This window comes from Armatimonadota bacterium, from assembly GCA_018268395.1.
In the GTDB taxonomy this organism is placed as follows: domain Bacteria; phylum Armatimonadota; class Fimbriimonadia; order Fimbriimonadales; family Fimbriimonadaceae; genus JAEURO01.
Window position 1 is genome coordinate 534693 of the sequence record JAFDWQ010000001.1, and the last position, 21579, is coordinate 556271.

The 21579-nt window shown below is 63.5% G+C and carries 16 protein-coding genes; 6 read left to right on the plus strand and 10 right to left on the minus strand.

Annotated elements, in window-relative coordinates; all coding sequences use genetic code 11:
- The first annotated feature begins 123 nt into the window (after nucleotides 1-123).
- Entirely contained in the window at nucleotides 124-2361 is a 2238-nt protein-coding gene (locus JST30_02380) for a DNA translocase FtsK 4TM domain-containing protein (GenBank protein MBS1713164.1), read from the plus strand.
- A 282-nt stretch (nucleotides 2362-2643) separates the two neighbouring features.
- Here the strand turns inward: JST30_02380 and JST30_02385 are convergent, their stop codons facing one another.
- Nucleotides 2644-3027, minus strand: a complete 384-nt coding sequence (locus JST30_02385; protein ID MBS1713165.1) for a TfoX/Sxy family protein — start codon at nucleotides 3025-3027, stop codon at nucleotides 2644-2646.
- A gap of 129 nt (nucleotides 3028-3156) precedes the next feature.
- On the opposite strand from JST30_02385, the gene JST30_02390 reads away from it, so the two are divergent.
- From JST30_02390 to JST30_02400, 3 genes are read left to right on the plus strand one after another with little or no spacing between them, the layout of a single operon-like run.
- Nucleotides 3157-4176, plus strand: a complete 1020-nt coding sequence (locus JST30_02390; GenBank protein MBS1713166.1) for a hypothetical protein — start codon at nucleotides 3157-3159, stop codon at nucleotides 4174-4176.
- 55 nt (nucleotides 4177-4231) lie between these two features.
- Nucleotides 4232-4705 carry a hypothetical protein gene (locus tag JST30_02395; GenBank protein MBS1713167.1) on the plus strand — a complete coding sequence of 158 codons (474 nt, stop codon included), beginning with the start codon at nucleotides 4232-4234 and terminating at the stop codon, nucleotides 4703-4705.
- Nucleotides 4706-4756: 51 nt separating this feature from the next.
- Nucleotides 4757-5668: a hypothetical protein gene (locus JST30_02400; GenBank protein MBS1713168.1), complete on the plus strand. Its 912-nt coding sequence runs from the start codon at nucleotides 4757-4759 to the stop codon at nucleotides 5666-5668.
- Between the two features lie 6 nt (nucleotides 5669-5674).
- Here JST30_02400 and JST30_02405 read toward each other — a convergent pair whose 3' ends face one another.
- The 5 genes from JST30_02405 to recN form a co-directional block, all read right to left on the minus strand.
- Nucleotides 5675-6736 (minus strand): DUF2156 domain-containing protein, encoded by a 1062-nt coding sequence (locus JST30_02405; GenBank protein ID MBS1713169.1) that lies wholly within the window; start codon nucleotides 6734-6736, stop codon nucleotides 5675-5677.
- Nucleotides 6737-6738: 2 nt separating this feature from the next.
- Nucleotides 6739-6909, minus strand: a complete 171-nt coding sequence (locus JST30_02410; protein ID MBS1713170.1) for a hypothetical protein — start codon at nucleotides 6907-6909, stop codon at nucleotides 6739-6741.
- 83 nt (nucleotides 6910-6992) lie between these two features.
- On the minus strand, nucleotides 6993-7745 hold the full coding sequence (locus JST30_02415) for an esterase (GenBank protein MBS1713171.1): 753 nt from the start codon (nucleotides 7743-7745) through the stop codon (nucleotides 6993-6995).
- 35 nt (nucleotides 7746-7780) lie between these two features.
- Nucleotides 7781-8761 (minus strand): HD-GYP domain-containing protein, encoded by a 981-nt coding sequence (locus JST30_02420; protein MBS1713172.1) that lies wholly within the window; start codon nucleotides 8759-8761, stop codon nucleotides 7781-7783.
- 58 nt (nucleotides 8762-8819) lie between these two features.
- Nucleotides 8820-10487, minus strand: coding sequence for a DNA repair protein RecN (gene recN, locus JST30_02425; GenBank protein ID MBS1713173.1), 1668 nt, complete (start codon nucleotides 10485-10487; stop codon nucleotides 8820-8822).
- A 39-nt stretch (nucleotides 10488-10526) separates the two neighbouring features.
- Between recN and JST30_02430 the strand changes: the two genes are divergently transcribed.
- The gene (locus tag JST30_02430; GenBank protein MBS1713174.1) at nucleotides 10527-11468 is read left to right on the plus strand and encodes a cation transporter; all 942 of its coding nucleotides are present in this window, start codon (nucleotides 10527-10529) and stop codon (nucleotides 11466-11468) included.
- On the plus strand, nucleotides 11465-13003 hold the full coding sequence (nadB, locus tag JST30_02435; GenBank protein ID MBS1713175.1) for an L-aspartate oxidase: 1539 nt from the start codon (nucleotides 11465-11467) through the stop codon (nucleotides 13001-13003). Before JST30_02430 ends, nadB begins: the two co-directional genes overlap by 4 nt.
- On the opposite strand, the gene JST30_02440 is transcribed toward nadB, so the two are convergent.
- The 4 genes from JST30_02440 to JST30_02455 form a co-directional block, all read right to left on the minus strand.
- Nucleotides 12936-14594, minus strand: coding sequence for a hypothetical protein (locus JST30_02440; protein MBS1713176.1), 1659 nt, complete (start codon nucleotides 14592-14594; stop codon nucleotides 12936-12938). The genes nadB and JST30_02440 overlap by 68 nt on opposite strands.
- 28 nt (nucleotides 14595-14622) lie before the next feature.
- A complete protein-coding gene (locus JST30_02445; protein ID MBS1713177.1) occupies nucleotides 14623-16623 on the minus strand; it encodes a hypothetical protein in 2001 nt (666 codons plus the stop codon).
- 52 nt (nucleotides 16624-16675) lie between these two features.
- Nucleotides 16676-19492 (minus strand): hypothetical protein, encoded by a 2817-nt coding sequence (locus JST30_02450; GenBank protein ID MBS1713178.1) that lies wholly within the window; start codon nucleotides 19490-19492, stop codon nucleotides 16676-16678.
- 91 nt (nucleotides 19493-19583) lie between these two features.
- Nucleotides 19584-21479, minus strand: a complete 1896-nt coding sequence (locus JST30_02455; protein ID MBS1713179.1) for a hypothetical protein — start codon at nucleotides 21477-21479, stop codon at nucleotides 19584-19586.
- Between the last annotated feature and the right edge of the window lie 100 nt (nucleotides 21480-21579).

Sequence of the window (21579 nt, forward strand, 5' to 3'; positions counted from 1 at the left end):
CTTCCGCCCTGCGTGGACCTGGACGACTTCATACTGGTAGACTCCCCGAACGCAACGCCCACGGACGGGCAGACGTGACTCATGAACGAGCGAGGCTCCACAAGGGCCGTCAGAGACAGCAGGATGCCAAAGGCAACGCCCCGACGCCGGACGGGCGCGGCGGCCACGCGCCCCGTGCCGAAGAACCCCCACCGCAACACCGACGCGTTAGGCATCGTCCTGATCGCGGTCGCCCTTGCGACGGGGCTCGCCCTCTGGGCAGGAAACGGCGGCATCATCGGCGACGGTCTGGCGGGAATGTTCCGGACGCTGGTCGGACAAGCCGCGTGGCTCGTCCCCGTCTGCATCGGGTTTGCGGGCGTCTCGATGTTGGCGGGCCGGACCAAAGTCCAGGTCGGGCGCGTTACGCTGGGCGCGTTCCTCGTCTTTTGCGGCGTCGTGGCCTTTTTCGCCCGAGCCTGGGAGGGAGACTGGTTCGACCCGGAGACCGTCAGTCTGAGCGGCGGGTACGTCGGAGCCGTCGTCGCTTGGGCGTTCCAGAAGCTCCTGGGCGGAGGTATGGCGATCGGGTTCGTCGCTACGTCCTTGGTCGGCCTTGTCCTGTGCCTGGATTCCCCCGTCCACACGTTCCTCGCCGCGCTCGAAGAGCAACGGCGGCAGGCTGCGATCGAACGGCAGAAGCGCGCGGCCCTGGCCAAACCCGTGAAGACCGTGGGCGACGATGGCAAGGTCACCGCCAAACGCGCGATCGTCAACCTCCCTGAAGACGACGACGAACCTGAGCCCGCTCCCGCCGTCCCGGAGGCCCCGCGCAAACCGGAGCGGCCCAAGGTGAACCTTGAACCCGTCGTACCCAAGGCGACCGAGGCCGAACTCAATTTCCAAACCTCGCGAGAAGGCTATGAGCTCCCGCCGATGAACCTGCTGACGGAGCCGAACAACAAGGCGAAGCGCAGTAAGGAAGAGATGGAGCGCAACATCCGGACTCTGGAGCAGACGCTCGAGCAGTTCGGTATCGACGCCAACGTGGTCGAAGTCGCGACCGGTCCGACCATCACGCGCTACGAGCTTCAACTCGGTCCAGGCATCCGGGTCAACCGCATCACCGCGCTTGGAGACAACATCGCGATGAACCTGGCCGCGAGCCACGTCCGCGTCGAAGCCCCGATACCCGGAAAGAACGCGATCGGCGTCGAAGTGCCGAACGCGGCCCGGGCGATGGTGACCTTGCGCGAAATGTGCGAGTCGCTCGAGTTCCACTCCGACGACCTCAAGCTCGGCGTAGCGTTAGGCAAGGACGTCAGCGGCACGCCCAAATACGCAGACTTGACCCGCATGCCCCACGTCCTCGTGGCGGGCGCGACCAACAGCGGTAAGTCGATCTGCCTGGCCACGATGATCATGTCCCTCATCCTGAGGCACACCCCGAAAGAAGTGCGCCTTGTGATGATCGACCCCAAGCGCGTCGAACTCGCCCTCTTCGAGAACCTGCCCCACTTAATGTGCCCGGTCGTCAAGGACGTCAAAGAAGCAGCGGGCGTCTTGCGCGCGGTCGTGCGGGAGATGGAGCGGCGCATCGAGAAGTTCTCGGACGTCGGTGTCCGCAACATCGACGGCTGGAACAACAAGGTCAACTTCGAGGACAAGCTTCCGTACATCGTCGTCATCCTCGACGAGATGGCCGATTTGATGGTGCAGGCCCAGGCCGAAGTCGAAACGAGCATCATGCGCCTCGCGCAGCTCGCCCGGGCGACCGGCATCCACCTCGTCCTTGCGACCCAACGGCCCTCGGTCGACGTCATCACGGGCACGGTCAAGAACAACATCCCCTCGCGGATCGCCTTCGCCGTCTCGTCGCAGGTGGACTCAAGGACGATCCTGGACCAAGGCGGCGCGGACAAGCTCATCGGCAAAGGCGACATGCTCTTCATGCCGATCGACATGAACAAGCCCGTGCGCCTGCAGGGCTGCTATGTCAGCGAGAAAGAGATCGAGGACGTGTGCGATTTCTGGCGACGCCAGGGCCGCCCGCAATACGTTCTCAACCCAGTCCAGATCGCCATCGAGGAGAAGGAGACCGCGATGCGCGAGGAAGAGGAGTCGGACGAGCATTGGGAAGACGCCGTCCGCTTCGTCGTCTCGCGCGGCGAGGCCTCGACCTCGATGCTCCAGCGCAAGTTCTCGATCGGCTTCCAGCGAGCTTCGCGACTTTTGGACTTGATGGAGTCGCGGTCGATCGTCGGGCCTCGCGACGGCCCACGTCCCCGCGAAGTCCTGATCGACGCGCTGCAGGTCGAACACATGTTCAGCGGAGGTTCGGCTGCGCCGTTCGATCCGGACGAGTGGATCGACGAAGAGTAGGCCGGCGGAGACCGCCTTCTCGTCTGTAGCGGATGGTTCGTGCCTCGAAAATGAGGAAGGGGTCGGGGGTGGAGACGAGAACTCTGACCCTCTTCACTTTGAGACAGAAGAATGGCCTGCGGTCGAGCTGTAACTCTTGCTCCAGGCAGACGTTTTCGATCCGGAGGCGTTGTGAGATCGAGCTCAAGGACCGATTCCGTCATGAACAGTCTTAGAGCGGCGGAGCTGGAACGGTCGTTACCCGACGATCGACGCCCGACCCGCCGATCTTGAGGGCCCCGTCTAGACGACCTTGGACTTGTATCGGGGCGGACGTTTCGGCCCTGTGAGCATGCGCGCCCTCACGTAACCGGCGCTACGACCTGCCCATTCGAGGACTTGTCCTTCAGTATGCCAGCCTGTTCGAGGGACGTATGCGAAGTTACGCATCGGCTTACCCGTGAAGTCCATCGGCCCGGCCGTCCCGTCGGCGAGCGCAGCCTCCAACTCGTCATCGGACAATCGGACCATCAACCGCTCCTTTTCGACCCCGAGCAACATCTTCCCGTTCTGAAGGAAGCAAAGCCCACCGAACATTTTCTTCTCGCTCGTCACTTCACCGTGCAGCAAGGGCAGGCGGGAGAGCGCCCGTTTCACGCGTTCCGCGTCTTGAGGGTCGAACGGCATCGGTGTCGTCCGGTTTACCTCACCTACAAGTTGCGTTCCGGAGCCATGGCAAGACACCGACCAAGAAAGAAAGTTCTTGGATTATTCGATAACATCCTGTAGACTGGGCCCGTTCGGGAGTGATCGGAGATGACATTTGCCCTGTTTTTCGCCCTTGCCGCGGCACCGCCGTCCCTCTCGTTCGCCCAGTGCGACATCGACTTCGACGGCAGCACCGCGCAGGACTCCTCGTACGGCTTCGTCGTGTTGGACCATCAAGGTTTCAACGACGATATGTATCTGAACGTGAACGTCGACGGCCGATGGGAGGTCGAAAACGCTTTGGTCGTCGTCTCTCCACCGTTCGGCCAACAGCAGCGGCAAGGCTTCCACTTCAGTCTCGGCGTCCCGGACGGGACCGACGTCACGACCGTCATGACGGGGTACTCCGTGACGCCTGGCCCCGTCGCCGTTCCTCCGCCGTTAGCGACCGCCGCCCCTGTCGGGAGCAAGCTCGAAAGCGTGCGCGGGACCGCCGGCTCCGTCATCTTTCACACCCCTGCCAAGCCTTGGGTCGGTAAGACGAAGAAACTGCCCGTCGGATCGAAGGGCGAGATTACGGGCGTCCCCAACCAGCCGTGCGGCCCGAACCAGTGCGTCCCGACGGCGATCTCCAACCTGTTGAAGTGGCTCAAGTCCAAGTTTCCGGGCTGGAAGCTCCCTGACGACAAGACATCGATCCCCGCCATCGCCGCCGCGCTCGGTTGGGGGGCTACCGGCGTGCCCTTCAACCAGTGGGTGGAGGCCAAGCGTACGTTTCTCAAGCCCTTCGGCATCAAGACGACGAAGCACAACCAGAACGAAGGCGACGTCGACAAGATGATCATGGGCCTGAACTCGGGCATGTGCGTGATCGAGATGGAGGTCGGGATGGAGGACCAGGACGGTGGGCACTGCGTGGCCGTGACCTCGATGACCAAGCTCGAAGGAGGCAAGTGTCAAGTCACGGTCGTTCATGATCCGGTCCAGAAGAACGGCGCGACCGACCCGGTCACGGAGACGATCACGTTCGAAATGAGCACCGGAAAAGTCACGGACGGGCCGCCTTGGGCGAAGGACAAAAAGGTCCACGGGTTCGCGATGGAATGCATGCCGATGGTGAAAAAGTAGCGGAGCGGACCGACGTCCTGGCCGCATCCGGTCGCGCGCCGGCCCTTAGGTCAAAATGCGGCCAGGAGTCGTCGTGAATTCCGAGTTCGACCGTCATGTCCTAGACCATATTTCGGCGATCGAACTATCGCCAGAGGAGGTCCGCTCCGTCCTTGAGCGCTTGGGCCGAGTCGAGTTCGGACTAGAGGATAAGTCCACGGTCGGCGACATCGTCGAAGCGACCAGTGCCGATCCGACCGATGTCCTGACCGCCCTCCAACTGGTGAGGGGGACAGACCTTACCGAACACTACGGCGCGAGGTTGGACGATCACGAGAGCAGGCTGACGGGCCTCGAGTCGTCTCGAACCCACGGGCCGTCGCCCCACCCGCTCGAAAAGAAGACCGACGCGATGCTTGGCCTGTTGAAAATGCAGGAAGTCGAGTCGCTTCAGAGGCAGAAGCAGGCCGCGACGTACTTGGTCGTCCTCGTCGTCATCGGTGCGGTCTTCGCTTTGCTCGTGCTCGTCCAGTTCGCAGGCCGGGTCTGAAGCGCCCGGTCTGTCCGTGAGCCTGTCCGAACCTCCTGCTACACTCGAAGCATGAAGAGGACGCTCGCCCTCGCCTTCCTGTTGTCCGCGTCGCTGCTCACCGCGACCGCACACGGACAGGAGAAACGGCTCAAGTTGCGGCTCGCGGTCGCACCGATCGACTGGTCGTTCGCGGAATCGTGGAACGTGCCGCAAGGCTTCCAAACCGGCATCTACGAGAAACTCGTCAAGAAGCTGCTCGATACGGGCCGCTTCATCGTGCTCGAACGGGAAGCACTCGACGCTCTGCTGAAGGAGCAGGCGATCAAGGAAGAGAACACGGGTCAGAGTCAAAAGGGCAAGATCGTTCCGGCGCAAGCCCTTGTCCAAGGCAAGATCACAGACTTTGAGGTCGCGAACAAGGGCGGTGGGGGCGGGGTCAGCATCGGCGGCGTCCGGGTCGGCGCGAGCGCGAGTGAAGCGATCGTCAAGATCAACGTCCGGCTGTTCGACGTCGACACGAGCGAAGTCTTGATCAGCGATACGGCCGACGGCCATGCGGCCGCCGGCGGCGTCCGGATCGGCGCGAACATCGGCAACGCCTATACGGACTTCGAATCCTTCCAGAAGTCCCCTCTTGGAAAGGCGACGACGACGGCCATCGACAAGACCGTAGAAATGGTCGTCAAAAAGCTCGAAAAACGGCCCTGGTCGTGCAAGATCGCCGACGTCGACACGTCGGCGAAAGAGATTTCGATCAACGCCGGCTCCGAATCTGGCGTCCAGGTCGGCGACACGTTCGAAGTCCGTCGGGTGACCAAGGTCATCAAGGATCCCGAGACGGGCGAAATCATCGGCAAGAAGACGCAGAAGGTCGGTCTCGTCAAGGTCACCGACGTCGAAAAGAAGATCTCGACCTGCACGATCGTCGAAGGCGACGCGTTCGAAGTCGGGGACGTCGTCTCTGAAGCCACGAAAGGCTGATGCGCCTTAGCGGCCGCCTTCGCGCGGGCGCAAGATCCATCCTGCTTCCTGGCGGACGGCCTTCAACAGGCCGCCGGCCAGTGTCACGAGGGGGTCAGAAGCCGTGAACGCGCTCAAGACGGCCATGAGCGTCCGAGGGCTGAACCTACGCTCCCGGCTGATGACATAGATCGGCTCCCAGGCGTCCGGCCGGAACTTCGACTTGAATCTGTCCAGCCCGTCGAAGTCATAGAACCGCTTCAAATGGGCCCTGGACCAAGCGGACAGGCCCCTGAGCCAAGCCGGATTGACTGTCGCTGCGACCCCCGCGTGGGTCGAGAGCGGCACCATGCCCATCGTTACGAAGGCGGCGCCGTCGGCTGCCACCGCCTCGACCGCCGTGGTCAACGCCAGTTCGACCGTGCCGTTCACCGCACCGTTGCCTCGGACGAACATTTCTGTCAGCCAGCCGTTCCGAGAGGGTACGGGCGCCATCGCTACGAACCCGACCGGTCGGCTGTCGCGCAGGGCCACGAACACCCTACGGCCGACCGGATCGTCGAGAATGGCGGGCTCGACCAAGAAGTGAAGAGGCGGCAAACCCCGCGTCGACAGCCAGTCTTCGAGGCACGCCTGTAAGTCCGGATTGCCGGCGACTTCCGAGATCGGCCACTCCTCAACGGTCACGCCTTTGTTCCGGGCACGGGAAAGCTGGGCACGCAAGGTGCCGTGTCCGAGCAGGGCCGCTGACCAGGATTCCGGCCGCCAAACGGGCTGGGCGCCCATGACGACGATGCTGCTGTCCCCTCGTCCCGCGAAGTACCCGTGCAACCTCGCTTCCGCTCCGAAATAGCAGGTCGGAGACCGGCCGTCGGCCGCTTCCCACTCTTGGACGACCTTGTCGAGGTCTGCCAACGGGCAGACGGGGGCTCCGGCCACGACCCGGACGCCCTTCCGCCTGACGAACCCGACGGCCGCATCGGTGCGTCCTGAAGTCCAGGTCGACATTCCCGGGTTCAGGATCTGCCAGCAAGTCGTGTTCCAACCGTGCGTGGAAACGATTTCGCGAACGTGCGGGTCGGCGGCCACAGTCAGCCTGACGCCCTGCCGATGGTGGTTTGCAGAACCGCGGGGCCAAGGGCCGAAACGCCGTCCCGCCGTGGCGCGGGCTTGTTCGCCTCCGACGTCGCGACCATGCCCGCCCATACGAGCAGGACGGCGCAAACGACCACGATCAGGATCGACACCGTCCTCCTCGACATGTCCACGATTATAGATGGCCCGGTCAAGGGGCTCACGGAACCTCACATCGTAAGGCGCTACGGACAGGACGCTTCGGCCGCGCTCAGTGCCGACGGTGCGTTTTAAAGAACTCGGCGATCAGTTTTGGCCCCTCGGCCCTGGGGTACTCGTGACCGCCAGGGTGGAAATAAGCGACGACGTCGTTCCCGTCCTTGCCCTTGAACATCGTCGCGTACGTTCCGACCTTCTCGCCTTGGCCCTGACAGCCGTTCTTCCGCTTGACGGCGTCGACCGTCAGGCGCTGCCCGGTGAAATTGACGATCGGGTCCTTCTGTCCGGCAATGTGGAACAGGGGCTTCGGCGTCGATGCCAGAAGGGCTCCTGGCGATCCACTGGGAGCAAAGGCGGCGAAGAGCTCGCCGCGTTCTGACCAGAGGACATATGTAAAGCGTCCTCCGTTCGAATGGCCCATGCTGTAGACCCTGTCGAGGTCGACCGCGAAGCGCTTCGTCACGTCGGCATAGACGGCATCGAAGAAGGCGACGTCACGGCCGTTCTCGTCCGAGGGTTTCTGCTGCCATCCGTTCTTTTTCCCTTCGGGGTCGGTCATCCCGGCCGTGGGGAGGCCCTGCATATAGACCACGACCGCTTCCGGCCAGACCTCGTGCATTTGGAAGGAGTTCGCCGCGTTCCTCATATTGCCTCCGTGGCCGTGGAATCCGAAGACGAGAGGAGGGTGGGCGCCAGGACGTGACGGTGCGAAGACCGTCGCGATCCGGGACACGCCGCCGACGGTGTAGGTCTTGACCTCAGGGGCCGAGGTCGTCAAGAGCGACAGCAGCGCACAGCACAGCATTTCGGAAAGCACAAACGGCTAACGGCGCGCTTTGTTCACCGGACTTTGGGCGTTTCTCCAGGGCTGCCGAGAACGGCGGCAGTCTCTGGAACCCAGACCATGTCGTTGGCGCCCAGTTCGGACGGAAGCGATAAGGGCTGTCGCAACCAATCGGGGTCCGGTTCGACTTTGCGGAGCTCCATGATCTCCGAAAGGCCCGCCAAAAAGGCGTCGACGACCCGCGGATCGAAGTGCTTCCCGCTAAAGCCCACGATGAAACCGCAAGCACGGTCGGCCGTCCAGGCGCTCTTGTACGACCTTTCGGACGTCAGGGCGTCGAACACGTCGCAAACGGCGACGATCCGCCCTTCCAGAGGGATCTCCTCGCCTTGGAGGGCGTACGGATAGCCCGTCCCGTCCCATTTTTCGTGGTGGTACAGGGAGACCGACCTCGCCATCATCAGGAGCGGGTGGTCAGAACCACTGAGGAGGTGAGCGCCGTAGAGCACGTGCTTCTCCATGATCCGACGTTCTTCCGGCGTCAGGGAGCCCTCCTTGGACAGGATCGAGTCGGGTATCCCGATCTTGCCGATGTCGTGGAGGACGGCCGCGTGGCCGAGAAGCTCGCACTGATCGGTGTTCAGACCCATCCGGCGTGCTATGATCTCGCTGCTCTTTCCGATCCGGTAGTTGTGCCCTCCCTGAAGGTCGTCTTTGTACTCGGCGGCCAATGCCAACCGGTTGACGAGGTCGAGCTTCGCTTGCATCTCCGCCTCGTGGGTATCGGCGATGTCCGTCAGGATCCGCCGGACGTACAAGTACAGGAGGACGCCGATCGCGGCGATGAAGGCGAAGCCTTTGAGGATCTCGACCGCGAAACGCCGCGCATCGTCGGCAGGGGCAAACCACATGACCAGGCTAGTGGCCGATATCCAGACCACGCCACCGACGAACGCCCAAAAAGCCACCTTCGCGGCCGTAGCGGCCGGAGAGTGCGGCCTCTTACGGACCTTCGTCGCCTTCGGAACCCTTGCCAAGTGGAACCTACTTCAAGATACGTTCCGGCCGGCCCGAACGGTTCAGGCCGTGATCGTTTCAGGTGCGCCGAGCCAGGAGTTCGGCCGCATTGGCCACTGCCGACTCTCCGACGCGTTCGCCCGCAAGCATCCTCGCGATCTCAAGGACTCGTCCTTCGCCTTCGAGACGATGGACGTTCGTGATCGTTCGGCCGCCCTCGACCCGCTTCTCGATGTGGAACTGGACGTCGGCCTGCGCCGCGATCTGCGGCAGGTGAGTGATGACGATGACTTGGTAGTGCTCTGCGAGCCGGGACAGCTTGACGGCCGTGACGGCGGCCGCTTTGCCGCTCAGGCCGGTATCGACCTCGTCGAATATCAGAGTGGGGACACCCGCCCGACCCGCCCCTGCGACTTTGACCGCCAGCATGAGGCGTGAAATCTCGCCCCCGCTCGCGACTTTGATCAAGGGCTTGAGCGGTTCGCCCGGGTTCGCGGTGAACAGGAACGTCACCAGGTCTGCACCCGAGGCGTCGACCGCTTTGGGCTCGATCGCGACCGTGAACTCTGCCTTCTCCATGGCCAATTCACGGACTTCGGCCGTCACGAGAGAGGCGAACTCGACCGCTTTCGCCCTGCGAACGGCCGTTAGCCGGACCGCTGCTTCGGCCAATGACGATTCCGCCTCATCGAGCTGTCTTACGACCTCGTCGACGCTGACCGACGTGTCGCCCAGTTCGGCAAGTTCCGCCTTCGCCGCTTCGCAATGGTCCAGCACTGCGGATTCGTCGTCCCCGTACTTCCGTAAGAGCCTTTTGACGGCGTCCATCCTCTCGACCGCCCGCTCGAGCCCGGCCGGATCGATGTCAAGGGAGTCGAAGTACTCGGAGAGCCCGTTGCCCGATTCTTGCAGGTAGATCAATGCGTCGCGGACCGGTTTGGCCACGTCCTCGGCCCCAGGATCAAGCGTGGCGAGCTGTTCCAACTCCTTCAAGGCCTGACCCGTCCTGTCGAGTGCAGAACCTTCTTCCGTCACGAGCAGACCAAGGGCGGCTTGAGTGCCCTGCTTGAGCCGTTCCGCATGCCTCATCCGTTCGATCGACGCTTCCAGTTCCAGCGACTCTCCCGGGCGCGGCGAGACGCTTTCGATCTCTTCGACTTGGAACGCGAGGAGGTCTAGTCGCTGCTCACGGTCGCGCTGCCCGGCCCTCAAAGCTTGAAGGCGGCGCTTCAGGGATTCGGCCTTAAGGTACGAATCGGCCACGACGGCGCAGGCCTGAGAGGCTTCTTCACCGATCCATTCGTCCAGAAATTCGATCTGCCTTTCAGGGGCTAACAGGGCTTGATGATCGTGCTGGCCATGGATGTCGGCCAACAACGTCCCGACTTCCCGAAGCGTACTGACTGACACCAGTCTACCGTTTAACCGGACGGTGGAACGGCCCTCTTGGCTCACGTCGCGCTGGACTGCGAGCCTTCCGTCTTCAAGGTCGACGCCGAGTTCGGCACAACGGACAAGGGCAGGCGCGTTGCCCGCAAGATCGGCCAAGAGCGAGACGTTCCCTTTCGACGCGCCCGTCCGGACGAGCGACGAATCCGCCCTGTCGCCGAGCGCCAACGAGATCGAATCGGACAAGAGCGACTTGCCGGCGCCCGTTTCTCCCGTGAGGGCGGTGAAGCCGGGGCCCAACGACAAGGACGCCCTCTCGATGATCGCTATGTCTTCGACGCCGAGCTCCAGAAGCATCTCTATGAAAGACGATACCGGAGTGCCAAAATGACCTTGTTGGACACGGCCCTCCCGACCCGTACGGCCCAAAGGGCGGCCGTCATAGCGGTGACGTCCGCGACCGTGATCGTCGCCTTCAAGCTCGTGGCGGCAGCGATAAGCGGCAGTATCGCCGTCCTCGCCGAAGCGCTCCAATCGACGCTCGACGTCGCGATGTCCCTGAGCGCCCTTTGGGCGATCCGGATCGGCTCGAAGCCCGCCGACGAGGACCACCCGTTCGGCCACGGAAAAGCCGAAGTCCTACTCAGTGCCTTTCAAATGGTCATGGTCGTCGTGACCGCCCTCGTGATCTCCTGGCAAGCCGCCCTGCGGCTTCACGAGCCGCGCGAGGTCCAGCCACTTTGGGGCATGGCTGCGATGGGCTATTCGATCGCGGCCAACGCCGGCATGATCGTCTATCTGCGCCGCATCGCCCGCCAGACGGGGTCGACGGCCCTCCTGGGGGAGGCTTCGCACCTCATCGGTGACTCATTGGCCTGCGCGGGGGTGCTCGCCGGTTTAGCCGCCTATGCCCTGACGGGTTGGTCCCCGATCGACCCCTTGCTCGCGATCGGCTTTACGCTCCTCGGCGCCTTTTTCGCCGTCCGTCAACTCCGGTCCTTGGTTCACGCCCTCATGGACGGAGCTTTGCCTCCTCACGAACTGGAACTGATCGCCACGACTTTGGAGCGCCATCCGGAATCGCGAGGCTTCCACAACGTCCGGACACGGAGCATCGGTTCCCGCCGAGACGTCAACCTCCATGTCCTTCTCGACGACGATCTCAGCTTCGTCCGGGCCCACGAGATCGCCGAGCACATCGAAAGCGAACTCGGCAGGGCCCTCGGAAGCGCCGTCGTGACCGTCCATTACGAACCTTATGAGGCGGAGATGGAGCACAGGCGGACAGTCCACGGCGACGGACCCGCCCGCCCCCCGTCCGGTACCATCCCCTCGTGACGTCCGAATCGTTCGACTATCTGGTGATCGGGAGCGGGCTAGCGGGTCTGACGTTCGCCTTGTCTGCGGCCGAGCACGGTAGCGTGTGCGTCCTGACCAAGGCCCAGATCACCGAATCGAACACGAACTATGCCCAGGGAGGGATCGCCGCCGCTGTCGGCGAAGCCGACGACTGGCAGTTGCACGAGCAGGACACCCTGACGGCGGGAGCAGGACTCTGCGATCCAGAAGCCGTCCGGCACCTCGTGCGACAAGCCCCAGCCGCGATCGAGTGGCTCAAGGGATTGGGCGCCCGGTTCGATCTGGAACTCGGACGGGAGGGCGGGCACAGCCGGAGCCGTATCGTCCATCACGCCGATAAGACCGGGTGGGAAGTCGAAAGGGTCGTCAGCGACGCAGTCCGGCGCAACCGGGCCATCACGGTCTATGAGAACACGTTCGTGACGTCGCTGGTCAAGGGGGACGGGCGGATCGTCGGAGCGGTCGCAAACGTCTCTGACCGCGGTTTCAAGCAATTTTCGGGCCGAGGCACGCTCCTGGCTACCGGCGGTGTCGGGATGCTCTACTCCCGGACGACGAATCCGAAGGTCGCGACCGCGGACGGCATCGCACTCGCCGAGGAGGCCGGGGCCGAGATCGTGGACATGGAATTCATGCAGTTCCATCCGACCGTCCTCTATCACAACCAGCTCAAGTCGTTCCTGGTTTCCGAAGCGGTCCGAGGAGCCGGCGGGACGCTCCGCAACCACCATGGGCGGAGGTTCATGTACGACTACGACGCCCGCCTTGAGCTCGCGCCCCGCGACGTGGTCGCGCGCGCTATCGAGCGTGAGATCCAGAGACTCCAGACGTGGTGCGTTTATCTCGACACGACGCACCTGACTCCCGAGCGGCTCGAAGAGGAGTTCCCCACGATCTGGAACAGGTTGAGACAGATCGGTCTGGAAATGGAGAAGGACTGGATGCCTGTCACCCCGGGCCAGCACTATTCGTGCGGCGGGGTCAAAACCGACCTTTCGGGCCGGACGACCGTCCCCGGGCTCTGGGCTGCGGGCGAGGTCGCCCGAACCGGCGTCCACGGTGCCAACCGCCTGGCCAGTAACAGCCTTCTCGAAGCGATCGTGTTCGCGACGGCGGCCGCCTCTGACGTCCGTTCGGCACCGCCCGCCGGAACCGGACAACCCGTCGCCGCACCTTCCAGTGTGCCAGAAAGTGAAGCCGTCCGTATCCGGCACGGCGTCCAACGCACGATGACGGACTGTGCCGGAGTCTTCCGGACGGACGCCGGCCTTACGACCGCTGCGGAGCGGATCCGCTCCCTCCGAAACGATTACGACCGGCAACCGGAAGCGACGTTCTCCACGTACTCGCTCGAGACGCGGAACCTCTTGATCACGGCCCGACTGACGGTCGACTCCGCGATCGCGCGCAAAGAGAACGTCGGCCTCCACTACAATGCCGATCAGGCTAAGGCTGAGGAAAAAGCACCGTGTCGGTCAAATCCGGAAGCGGTTGCGCCCACTTCGGCGGTTTGAGGACGACGGAACATTCCCCTGGCGCCTTGGGAACGTACCGGACGGTCATCAGACCGAACGTATCGGTCGCCTCGACGCTCTCGACGTTGTCACCTGGGAACACCGAGCAGGGCGCGCTGACGGACAACACCAGCACGGCGCGGTCGGACGCTGAATGCGGCCAAGCCAAGCGGTATCCGACGGGCAGCGCCGTCGTCGTCACCGGCTGGGCCGACAAGAGCCGGACCGGGCTCGACAGGCCCTTCACGTACGGGCAAGCCTCGAGAGCTTTGTCGTCTTCGGAATAGAGGGCTCGGAGTAGTGGCCTATAAGGGTCGAAGGCTGACGTCGACGGTGCCGTCAAGGGCAGGTCTTTTCCCTTACAGAAGACGGTATAGCCGGTCTTGGCGTCAAGGCCGGCGCACAAGAGCGCACCGTACAGCTCGGAACGGCCGTCGGGCTCCAAGGCCGCTGCCAACGCCGTCATAGCCGACGCCCGATCGGCGACCGAAGGATCGGCGTCGGTCAACCGCCAGTCGACAGGGTTCCACTTTCGAAGCAACTTTGGGACGGTGTCCGAATCGGGCCGAGGCCCGTACGCGCGGTTCTGGGCGGTGTGGCCCAGTAGCCTGGCGGCCTGTAAGTCCAGGGCGCCCAGCGAATCGCCTCCGACCTCATGGGCCGGATCGGGGCGTGGAGGGGCCACTGGTGCCAAGAGCCCGGACAGGCCTTGGAACGCCGTCAGATCGGAGGGCGTGGGAGGAGTGCCAGACTTGAGGCCGTCGACCGTCAGTCCGCGTCCAGCAGGGAGTCGGCGGAGAGGAAACCTGAGTTCGATCTTGCTTCCGGCCGAGAACGCAAGGGGACCGGCCTCCGTATGACGGGAGGGATCGGTCACAGGACTGAGGGTGCGGAGAGGGTTTCCGCCGATCTTGGCAAGGACGGCGACCGGCGGCACGAGCGCACCCGCGTGGTCGAACGTGTAGGACAGCGTGACGTGCGAGTCTCCTTGTGCCGATTCGGTCGAAAGGAGCCGCGGTCGAGGCGAACACCAGAGCCCCTCTTGCCGGGACACGACCGATGCGAAGCGTCCCAAAGTCGCGACGTTGTTGCCCGTCAACGGCTTGATGCCGAACGGAAGGCAGACCCGGATGCGGCCCCTGTAGCGCCCCGTCGTCCGAAGTTTCCATTCACCTGCCGCGCCCTCGACCGTCAACTGCCCAGGTTCGCCTAAGAAGACGAACAAGAGCGGAGGCTGGGCGTCGGCAAACGTCAGCAATACCCATTTCGAGGTCGGGGTCGGCTTGCCCGGACCATAGCTCGCGTCCTTGACCGTCAAATTGGGACCGACTAAGCTCGTGAGCCCGAGTTCGAGCCCATAGGGAACGTAGAGTTCGAAACCTGGGGACCAAGCGCCGAACCAAACACTTTTCGGATTGGGAGCGAAGAGCCGGCAAGTCAGTTCGGTTTCGTACTTCTCCTGTTTGTCCAACTTGGCTTGAAGCGGATGTGCGAACCGGAACGTGTCGGAGGCGCCGAAGGTCGACCGGAAACCTGCGTCGTCGATGACGAAGCCCGGCGTCGTCCAGCCGGCGTTGCTGAAAGTGGACAAGTTTACGGCCGCAAAGAAGAGGGCCGCCCTAGTCAAAGCGCGTTCCCAGCAGTTCAATGCCGAGCCGCTTCGTCCGCGTCGAATAGCTGAGGCCGATTTCGCGGAAACCGAGTCGGTAGCCGAGGACGATGTTCTGTTCGAGGAACGTCTCGCCGCTGTAGCGGTCCAGCAGGTAGCCCGTGCTCAGCCTCCACAATTTGCCGAGCTTGTAATCGACGTTCATGTTGGCCGTCATGCGGTCAAGGTCAAGCCCTTTGCTGACGTAACCACGCAGGTTCAACGCGCCCGCCGAATAGATCCCGTCCATCGTCAGGCGGTGCCGGCCCAGGATGGACTCTGTGAAGCCGTCCTGACCGTATTCGTACGCGGTCTGAATGTAAAGGCCGGGAATCCAGTTCGAAGTGAGGTTGACGCTTCCCACTTGGGTCATCGGGCTCGAGAGGTCCGTCCCGACCCATCGGGTCATCGTGTACGAAAACGACAGGGCGTCCCGACTGTCAAGAAAGATCGAACGGGAGTCCAACCGTGTCTGAAGTCCGGCGCCTTGCTGCGAGCTGGACCCGAGCCCGGAGATCCGGCGCTGCTGCGCCGTGAGTCCGAACGTCATGGACAGGGGCGACTTGCCGAGCGCGATGGGATCGGTATCGAGGTTCAGGTGGAGCTCGTCGTTCTGGAAGCGCGATCCGCTCAAAGACCGACCGTGCTGGGCCGAGAGGTTCGCTTGCCAGCCGTCGAACCGCCGCGAAACGCCGATGTTGGTGAACAGGCTTCGGTGGGCGGGCACGTCGAGTTGGGCCGTCACCGAGGTCTGCGAATCGGGTTGCCAGAACTGGCGGACGTTGGCGCCCCAGTCGTCACGCGCGAGGCCGCTGAGAGTCAGTCCTCCGTCCATTCTCGGGCCCTTGTTCCAGTTGTATTCGTAGTCCAGGTACGTCCCGCCTGTCGCGCCAAGACCGGACGAGTAACGGTTACCGTACCGGAACCGGAGGGCGCTCGTCTGTCCCGGTCCGAGCGAGAGGTAGTAGGGATAGTTGACCGCGAGGGAGCTGTTGGAGACGTCGACGAACTGCTCCGTGATGATCGGGCTCGACGTGTTGAGGTCGATCTGGAACAGCGGCATCGTCAGAACGGTCTGACCACCGACCCTGACGGACGCCTTCTGGAACTGGACGCCACGACCGATGTTGACGACGGCACGCTTGGCTTCGACGGTCGAGAGCGAGTTCGAGATATCGGTGAAGGTGAGTTGACCGAGGTTGACTTCGCCGACGTGCGGTTTGGATTCGGAACTCGAAATGTCGCAGACGATGATCTCGGCCGTCTCTTTCGGTTCGACCGTCGCGCCGAATCCTGCCCGGTGGACGACGTACGTGGTCTTCGTTTCTGACCGGAGCCCAAGGCCCTTTCGCTGGCCAAGCTTCATGTAGAGCTCGCGATACGACTCGGATCTCTTACCGATCGTGATCTGGGCTCCACGGGCGCGGACTTCGTTGACGGAGGCCTTCAATTGGAGGTCTTCGGCCTTGATCGTAATGTCCCGGTACTTGAGGACGACGCCCTTGTTCTTGCCCGTAGCCTCAAGAATACGGTCCTGGTTGGCATAGACGAGATTGCCGTTGGTCGAGACCTCGACGTACTCCTTCGCCATGTCAAGGATCGACCGATCGTTGACGAAGTCGATGTCGATGGTCGCCGAAGCGTTGAGGCTAAAAACGCTGGCTCGGACCTTCGCCGTCCCGGGAATGCCGGGCGCCGTCAGGATCGCCCGTGCAAAGCCGTTCTGAGTTTCGAAGACGTTTTTCGACCGGAAGGTGCCTTTGTCGGTCTCGAACACGACGGGCGTGCCGTCTCGGACGAGGCCGCCGTTCAGATCGCGGACTTCGACCGTGATCGTCACCGGGCTTCTGCCGTCCGCGACGCTGAGCGAAGGGAAGCTCGAAATCTGGAGGGAGGCTTTTTGGGCGAACGCGAGAGCCGTCAGCAACAGGGCGCTGAGGAGGGCGAAGGTTCGTGTGAGCGCGTTCGACATGGTTTTAGACCGGTGGCCGGCCCCTACGTTGTGGGGCCGGCCACCTGGCCTTTTATCTGGTCACCGTGACCGGAACGATCCGGCGCACGCGCTCGCCGTCCGGAGTCTCGGCGAGGATCTCGATGCGGTACACGCCCGGAGCGACGGCCCGGTTCGCCGAGTCCCGCATCGCCCACTTGGCGCTGTTCTGTCCTGCGCTGTCGGCGCGTCCACGAGTGACTGTGAAGACCTCCTTGCCGGTCCCGCTCAAAACGCGGACGGTGACAAGGGCGTCGGCCGAGAGCGAGTAGCTCACGTTCACGGGCGAGTCGGCTGCGCGGCCCGGCCTCGTGACGAGGACGTTACCGATGACGGGCCTGGACGAGCCGCCCGGTTCCATCGTCAGTTTCAGCTTGCGGACGCCGGCCGCGTTCATGCGGAACGTGTAGCCGGAGACCGAACGCAGGTCGTGGTTTTCGCCCGTCGCGAGGTCGGTGACGCGGAACCGCATCTTGCGCGGCGTCGAGGGCAGGTTCGGCCACGTCACGGTGACTTCTCCCGGCTCGGCGACCTTGACGTTCACGTTCCACTCGGTCTTACCGCTGCGGTCGGTGATCGCCTGGGCCAGTTTCGCGGTCTTACCGTCGACTTGGCTCTCGATCGAGAGTTCGACCGGTTGCTGAGGCGCGCTCGGGGCCTTGCGCAGTGTCAGTTGCGGGATCTTCTTCTTGTCGGTGGTGACACCGACGAAGTTGTAGGAGTCCATCGCGTTGACGGTGCGGGCCGAGAGTTGAAGCCTCCACTGGCGGTCACTCTTGTTCCATTCCTCGTCTACCGATCGTCCCGAGTTCGGGAGGCCTTCGGCGTAGACCGCGGGCCACGAAATCCGGACGGGCTTGAAGGTCGAAACGTAGACCCAATAGCCGAAGTGCGGCTGCAGGACGTCTTCGACGCCTTGCGTGTAGACGTAGCTGCCGCCCGCCGCAGAGTTGTCTCGCTGCCAGTAGATCAAGCTCGACTGGACGAAGTTGTTCTGCACGGCTTCGATCCAGGTGTAGCTGTCCTTCGGGCTGTCTTCAGCGACGAGGACCAACTGGCTGAGGGGCACCGGGAACGTGTACGGGTTCCCGATCAGGTTCCAACCCTGGTGCAAGTTGACGAGCAGGCCGCCGGTGTTCTGGTCGGTCGGCATTTGCGCGCCTTCCAGCACCTTCGATCCCAGGTTCGTCTTTGGCAGGATCCAGTAGGCCGAACCGCGGTCGACGGTGATCGCCGGGATGTACGCCGACTGGTCAGGGTCGTAGCGGTAGGCCACGTAGTCTTGACCGGCCTTCAGTTTCAAGATGTCGTCCATCGACGTGTCCTGGAACTTGTAGGGGATCGTGACGAGGCTGGCGCCCGTCGGCAGGTCCATTCTCGGTGTGGCCGAAACGAGCACGTTTGCGGACAAGGTCTTCGTCGGCCCCGGGTTCGGGGAGATCGTGACCTGGTACGGGAGCTTGCCGAACGTTTTGCCGTCCGACACGACGCGCCAGTCCACCGAACGGATAGCGTTCGCACTGACCACGTCGAGCGTCTTCTGTTGCGATTCTCCCGGCGCGAGGCTCAGGCCCTTCGGCAGAAAGATCGTCAGCCGGACCTGCTGTAGGTCGACTTCGCGGTCGAGAGTCGCGTACTGGTTGTCGACATAGGCGCGGACCGTGAACGGATTCGGCGTGAGGCCGTTCTGACCGTTCGAATCGGTCGCGATCAGGCTCGGGCCGTCCAGAACGGCGGTGTACGGGTCTTCGTAGTTCGCGACGCCCCAGGTCGAACGGACATAGTGGATCACGTCCCTCGACTCGCCCGGAGCGACGGTCTCGGCCGGGAACCGCTGAGCGATCGTCGTTTCACGGATGAACGTGTCGAACTCCTCGCCGGTCGAACCGTCCGGAAGCGTCGTCGAAATATTGTTGCCTGCGGCGAGGGCACCGACACCGATGAAACCGTGGTTCCCGAGGAGCCACAGGTCGGTCGAGTTCGCGTCAGGGGTCTCGGGCCCAGGCAAGTTGTCGAACCGGATACCGAAGTTGTCGCTTTGGCCGAACATGAGCTTCACGTTCGAAGGGAACTTCGGGTTCGTGATGTCGTACCGGCGCCAGTTCCGGATCGGTTTACCGGTCGGGATGATCGACCATCCGATGTAGCCTTCCGGAGTCAGTTTCGGCGTCCCGGTCTTCGTCCCGAGGAGGCTGTGCGCCTGCGTCGCGCCGGTGGAGTCGGCCTGAGCGGAGATCATGCCCGTGTAGCTGGCCCAAAGGATGCCAAGGCGCTGAGGGTCGGCCTTGAGGTTCCGCATACGCCAGCGAAGGCGGACCGCGTCGCCCAAGACTTTGATCTGGCATTCGACGTCGACGTCGGCGTCGCCCCATGCCGTGATGGCATAGCGCTTACTCGCACCGACATAGGCGACTCGGAGGCCCTGGTCGCCGTAAAGGACCGAAGCGCCGTTATCGTCGCCGTCCTTCAGGATCTTCGCGTACGTGAAGTCGCCGACAGGGTCCGTCGGGGCGCCCGTCGTCAGGGCCAGGCCGTCGTCGAACGTCGACTGGACCGAACCCGTGTTCCCCACGAAGAACGCGAACCGTCCGGACGCGTCGAGAGTGCGGGACGGCGAGTAGCAGAAACCGTTCTGACCGCCCCAAGTCGAAGTGCCGGACACGCCCATGGACACGCCGATCAAGGCGTCCTGGATGCGCATCGTCCCGTAGTCCGGGGAGTACTGCGGCGGCGGCGGCGGCGTCTCCGGGTTCTCTTCACACTCGGTGAACCACCCCGGGACGGCCCAAGCCCCGGCGACGGCGCCGAGTGCGGCAAGGCCGAGGAAGGAAAATCTGGTCCAATTACTCATTGACTTAGTTCTCGTCGATATGCCTGTCCTAATCAAACGTCACAGAGCCGGCGGGCGCCAGACTTCGGCCTGACGCCCGCCGAACGTCCCTCTAGGGGATCGTCGGTCTCCGGAAGTGGCGTTTGCCGCTGAAGATGTAGCGCTGACCCGACGCGTCGGCGACGGGGCCAGGATTGTCTTCAGGGTTCCTCGCACCGACCCTCCAGTAGAGCGTCTGGGCCGTTGGGAAGATCGTCGACGTGTCGATCGTCGGAGAACTCACCGTCTGCCCGCCTGCCAACACTAGTTCGACGAACGAGTCCGTGGTGAAAGTTCGATTGACCGGAAAATCCGTCCGGTCGGAGAACTGGACCACGTACTGGATCGGCACGCTCTGGACGGAGCCGCGAACGGACGTGAAGCTGAACACGAGCGGGGCGTTGACCACGGCCCCGTCGTCCGGGAACCTCAACGAGGACCGGTTCAGCGGAGTCGCCTGGCCGACCGCCGGGACGCGGGACGAGGCGAAGTAGCAGAACGTTCCGCCGCCGGTCGTGCCGCCTGTGGTGTTGCCGCCCGTCGTGTTACCGCCGGTGTTGTTGCCGCCCGTCGTGTTGCCGCCTGTCGTATTGCCGCCCGTCGTGTTACCGCCGGTGTTGTTGCCGCCGTTCGAACAGTTGCTGGTGTCGGGGAGGTCGAAACAGCTCACGCGGTAGACGACTTCGACCGAGTACCGGTACGGGACGCCGACGACCGATCCGACGCCGGCCTGGCCGTCGCCTTCGGGCGGGTCTTCGTTGTCACAGGTGTTGCCACCGATGACGCCGCCGAAGTCGTACCACGTACCGCCGTACGAGTTGTCCCGGTCGTTGTAGACGAAGGACTGGGTCGACGCGGCGACTGCGACGGGCGTCGTGCCCGCGCCGTCCCGATAGACCTGGTACTGGTAAGGGCCGAACTGGTTGCCACGGAAGAAGGCGTCCCGCGTCCAACTGATGCGGACGGCGGGGACGTCGTTGGCCAGGACGGTCGCTTCGGCGAGGACGTTGCCGACGGCGTCTTGGTTGGAACCGCGGCCGTTACCGAGAAGGAACGCGAGCACGGCCAAGACGAGGATGAGCGAGACGAGGCCGGAGTTGCTTCCGCCGCTCTTCGAGCGCTTCACGATCGGCTTGCCGTCTTTGCCGAATTCCGACCGGACGGTCGGGACGTCGAAGACGACGCGGATCTTGTCGCCGGGCTGGATGCCGCGGTAGCTGCGCGTCGTTTCGATGAACGACGAATCCGGGTCGACCTCGCGGACGATGCCCTCGGCGACCTGGCTCTTGCCACGGATGACGATGACGCGCTGGTCCTTCAGGAAGCCGGCGCGGGTGCCCCGGTTGATCAGGGCGCGGTTGTTGACCGTGTTCAGAACGGTCGCGGACGGGAGCGTCCGGGACGCGATCTCGCCCATCGCCTGGAAGGCGCCCTGGGCCAAAGCGTTCTTCAACAGGTCGGCGTCAGACGTGTCGCCGCCCTTCGAGTCGGAACTCGCGCTCAGCGCGGCTCCGTTGACGGTCAGACCGGACGCGACGTCCCAGACGACGACGCGAAGGATGACTTGCGCCTGTCGGCCGTCGCCCTGGTTCACGATGCGGTAGTTGACGACTTCGCCCGAGACGACCGTCACGGCCTTCAGCTCGGTCCCGAGCCTCTGGATCTCGGCCGGTTTCGTCAGCGGCTCCTGATATCCCAGGTCAGAGGCTTGGCGGGCGGTCGTTTCGGCCGGGATCGGGTCGACTTTGCCTTGTCGGCGAAGTTCTTCGATCACGGCGTCTTGCGCCATCTTCCCCATGGGGACCTTGGCGTCACCGTTGTTGGTGAACAACAAGACCGCCCACGAGGGCTGCGCTTCGATCTGCGCCGCCGCGGGTCGGACGGCCAACGCCGTCATGGCCACAAGGGCCGCCACAAATACCTTGGCCGCTAAAGCGACTCTCCCGAACGGGGTTCTGTCTCGTCTCACTATCGCGCGTCCTCCATGCGATCCTTCTCGTCTCTTGCGTTCTGCGTCATTCACGCACTTCCGTGTCCGCCGTCGGGCAGGGCCAAACGGCGAGTGCCAA

Excerpts from the sequence above, each read along its gene's own strand:
- JST30_02385 (MBS1713165.1), bottom strand. The coding sequence starts at position 3,027 with ATGCCGTTCGACCCTCAAGACGCGGAACGCGTGAAACGGGCGCTCTCC.
- JST30_02395 (MBS1713167.1), top strand. The coding sequence starts at position 4,232 with ATGCGGCCAGGAGTCGTCGTGAATTCCGAGTTCGACCGTCATGTCCTA.
- JST30_02380 (MBS1713164.1), top strand. The coding sequence starts at position 124 with ATGCCAAAGGCAACGCCCCGACGCCGGACGGGCGCGGCGGCCACGCGC.
- JST30_02445 (MBS1713177.1), bottom strand. The coding sequence starts at position 16,623 with ATGTCGAACGCGCTCACACGAACCTTCGCCCTCCTCAGCGCCCTGTTG.
- recN (MBS1713173.1), bottom strand. The coding sequence starts at position 10,487 with ATGCTTCTGGAGCTCGGCGTCGAAGACATAGCGATCATCGAGAGGGCG.
- JST30_02400 (MBS1713168.1), top strand. The coding sequence starts at position 4,757 with ATGAAGAGGACGCTCGCCCTCGCCTTCCTGTTGTCCGCGTCGCTGCTC.
- JST30_02450 (MBS1713178.1), bottom strand. The coding sequence starts at position 19,492 with ATGAGTAATTGGACCAGATTTTCCTTCCTCGGCCTTGCCGCACTCGGC.
- JST30_02415 (MBS1713171.1), bottom strand. The coding sequence starts at position 7,745 with ATGCTGTGCTGTGCGCTGCTGTCGCTCTTGACGACCTCGGCCCCTGAG.
- JST30_02410 (MBS1713170.1), bottom strand. The coding sequence starts at position 6,909 with ATGTCGAGGAGGACGGTGTCGATCCTGATCGTGGTCGTTTGCGCCGTC.
- JST30_02390 (MBS1713166.1), top strand. The coding sequence starts at position 3,157 with ATGACATTTGCCCTGTTTTTCGCCCTTGCCGCGGCACCGCCGTCCCTC.